Below are 3286 nucleotides of genomic sequence, written 5' to 3'. Positions count from 1 at the left end.
TTTTTTTTTTTTACGTCGAGAAATTAATTCTAATGATCCACGTAATACCTGACGAACCTGATACAATTTAAATTCAATATTCATCAAATTAAATTATCGACTGGCCAGCAGCGAACGAATTCAAAAATTTCCATTTCAATTTAAAAAAAAAAAATTTATCAGTAATATTATTATTTCCTTCGCGATATACACATTGTATACATTATTACGTTGTATTTATATACATTATATACATATTATTATTTCGTATATACATATAAATCTATGGCTGCCGCGGCTTGAAAAAAAAATTAATTAGGAATCCTTCGGTAAAAACTCGAAGAAGAAAAAGTTAATTTTTTTTTTTTTTCGATCAAAATCGGCTCAAAAGAAATTTCAACCAGCAAAAGGAAACAAACAATATAAGCAATATATAACAAAAGCAGAAAACAATATAATAATGATAATTAAAAGCGCAATTCCCTGTCTCGCGAAAAACCCAAATGGAAAAGGAATCGAAAAAGTATGAAACACGATTAGAAGGTGGACGGAAGAGAGAAAGCAGCAGGACAATGCAATGATGAGGAAGAAGAAAAGATGGTGGAGGGATGGCAGCAGGAGAGAAACAGAGAAAGAGAGAGACAGAAAAAGAGCTATACAAAAAGAGAGAGAGAGAGGAAATTCGTAGGAATCACTGAATCAATTCTTCGAGATGTCCCAAATCGAAAAGGCAAAATAAAAAAAAATTGAAATTAAATTGAAATTAATTTAAATCATAAACTGAAATTAAAAATATTATTAAATAATATGAATAAAATGGTGGAATTTCATATCTTTCAACTTGGAATTCGATATGACCAAAAAAAAGAAAAAAATGACGAATTTTTCCCGGGATTTGTTTGTCGCGGTCTCGATTGTCTGTTCCCCCTCCCCCTAACAAAATATATCCTTATACGATTTATACGATAATCACGACGGACGTCGATATTTTCTACTTTTTTTTTTTTCAGAATACGGAAAGTACAATTGGTTCATTTTAATCATAGCCTTATGGGGTTACATGTCGGGAATGTACACGACGACGACGATGTCCCTCATTTTGCCTTCTGCAGAATGCGAATTGAATCTGACCAATTTCGACAAGGGAATGCTCAATTCGATCGTTTACTTCGGTAATGAAAATCAATAATGGCGAAATGAAAATTTCATCGCGATTTATCCGTTCGATCGATTAATTCTCCCACCCCCACACCCTCATCCGCCAAATCCCCGTCATTTTCAGGCATGATCTTCAGCTCGATTTTCTGGGGCATCCTTTCCGATTCCGTGGGCAGGAGAAACGTTCTCGTGGGAGGATTCGCATTGGATGCATTCTTCTGCATTTTAATAGGATTCGCTCAAAATTATTCGTTCCTTCTGATTTCGAAGCTTTTCTCCGGTCTCATGTGAGTCTCGAGATTCATTAAAACACGATTGATTTTCTATTTGATTTCTTCTTTTTATTTTATTTTCGATTGCTCCTTAAGAAATTCGAGTCTGATTGTCATTTTGGCTTCGTACGTAGCCGAATGTCACGCAAACAAATATCGCGCCAGCGTCACCGTCGGCATGGGAATTTTTTCTTCGGCCGGAGTCATCGTTTTACCACGTGGGTGAAATCCCTTCGAAAAAAAAATCAATTATTTTATTACCCATTCCGATCGATTAACGACCGAAAAATTCGAATTCGATTTGAAGTTTTAGCATGGCTGATCATTCCGCTTCCGGTTCGTTTCGTCTTCTTGAACGGATACATAGAATTACCCAGCTGGAGGATATTTCTTCTTCTGAGTGCGATTCCCAGTTCGATGGCTTTCCTCTGCCTTCTTTTCTTCGACGAAAGTCCCAAATTTCTGATGCATCAAAATCGAAACGAAGAAGCCATGAAAGTTTTCAAAAGGATTTATTCAATGAACACCGGAAAATCGGCCGAATCATTTCCGGTCCGAATTGAATTCAATCGATTCGAATAATTCGTAATCGACTTTTTTTGATCGATTCGCTTAATTTTCCTTCCTTCCGTTTTTAATCTTTTTATTTTTATTTTTTTTCAGATTAAAAGTTTGAAAATGGAAAAAACGAACGACGAATACGAATTGAAAAAGAAAAATTTTTCTTTCGCTCAAATGATGTGGACCGGATGGAAGCAAGTGATGCCCATTTTTGGAAAACCTTACCTTTTGATTACTCTCCTTCCCTGCACGATACAATTTTTCACTCTCTTGAGGTAAGAAATGGTCGAAGAATTCAATGATTCGATCCTTAAGTCAAAGTGAGGAGAGTAACCTTGATGAAAAATTCACATCTCTCCATCAGGTCGAATTCATTTTTCTTTGTCTGAAATTGCCTTTTTCAAATTTGATTTTTTTTTTGTTTTATTACGTCATCTTCATCCCGTAAAAAAAAAATCATTTATAAATAATGAATAACGCATCTCTAATGCATAATAAAAGTTCTACTCATCGCTTGTCTTCTAATTGCAAGCAAAAAAATTAATTTTGAAATTCCTTGATCCCCATCTGCAATCGATTTACCTCTCATCTATTCTTTTTATTTAAGCTAACCGCGCGCCTATCTATTCTCACTTTGCATTTGATGCATTTCAATTACATATTTTTTTCATGAATATCGACGGAGGGAAGAGAGCTGAAAAAGCATCCTCGCATCTCATCGGATGAAAGGAAAAAAATAATAACGATGATGATGATGATAATGGAGGAAATATAAATGCTGGCAGACATGCGTTAGAATTATAGAAGACGATCACGCAGACGTGATGAAAGGTGCAAAAGCGAACTTGCCGGAATCGATAGATAATTTTACCGTTTGAAACGCCTGCGTGAAATTCAATTGCTTACCCTCGCCCCCACCCCCATTCCCATCCCCTCATTTCCCCCTTCGTGTGATTCTCGAAAATCGAATAAATTGAATTGAATTGAATTGAACAATTTCAGCGCGAACACCATTCGATTGTGGTCGCCCGAATTATTTACGTACGCCATCGAAATGGAAAAATTCTCCTCCAATTCCACCATCTTTTCCAACATTTGCGAACTCGTTCTAACGAATCTGCAGAAGACGAACGTCTTCGAAGAATACTGTCAGGAAAGAATCGTAAACGACAAAGTTTATTCGAACGTCGTGATTTCGGGAGTCGTGACCGGAAGCGGATATTTAATTTCCGGCTACGTAGTAAAAATCCTCGATAGAAAATGGCTGATGAGTAAGTTTGAAATTGGAAGGAAGAAGAAAAATTAATTAAAAAAAA

General features: G+C 36.0%; 3 protein-coding genes. 2 read left to right on the top strand and 1 reads right to left on the bottom strand.

The window, feature by feature from the left end; genetic code table 11:
* Positions 1 to 522: 522 nt before the first annotated feature.
* Positions 523 to 729 (top strand): hypothetical protein, encoded by a 207-nt coding sequence (locus tag BG74_RS15500; protein ID WP_066595829.1) that lies wholly within the window; start codon positions 523 to 525, stop codon positions 727 to 729.
* Between the two features lie 818 nt (positions 730 to 1547).
* On the top strand, positions 1548 to 1991 hold the full coding sequence (locus BG74_RS19265; protein ID WP_187202448.1) for an MFS transporter: 444 nt from the start codon (positions 1548 to 1550) through the stop codon (positions 1989 to 1991).
* An 873-nt stretch (positions 1992 to 2864) separates the two neighbouring features.
* On the opposite strand, the gene BG74_RS15495 is transcribed toward BG74_RS19265, so the two are convergent.
* On the bottom strand, positions 2865 to 3065 hold the full coding sequence (locus BG74_RS15495) for a hypothetical protein (RefSeq protein ID WP_244267088.1): 201 nt from the start codon (positions 3063 to 3065) through the stop codon (positions 2865 to 2867).
* Positions 3066 to 3286: the final 221 nt, after the last annotated feature.

Origin of the sequence: Sodalis-like endosymbiont of Proechinophthirus fluctus (assembly GCF_001602625.1) — a bacterium.
Classification (GTDB): domain Bacteria; phylum Pseudomonadota; class Gammaproteobacteria; order Enterobacterales; family Enterobacteriaceae.
Note: the sequence above shows the minus strand (reverse complement) of the source record. Positions and strands in the feature narration are given on the sequence as shown.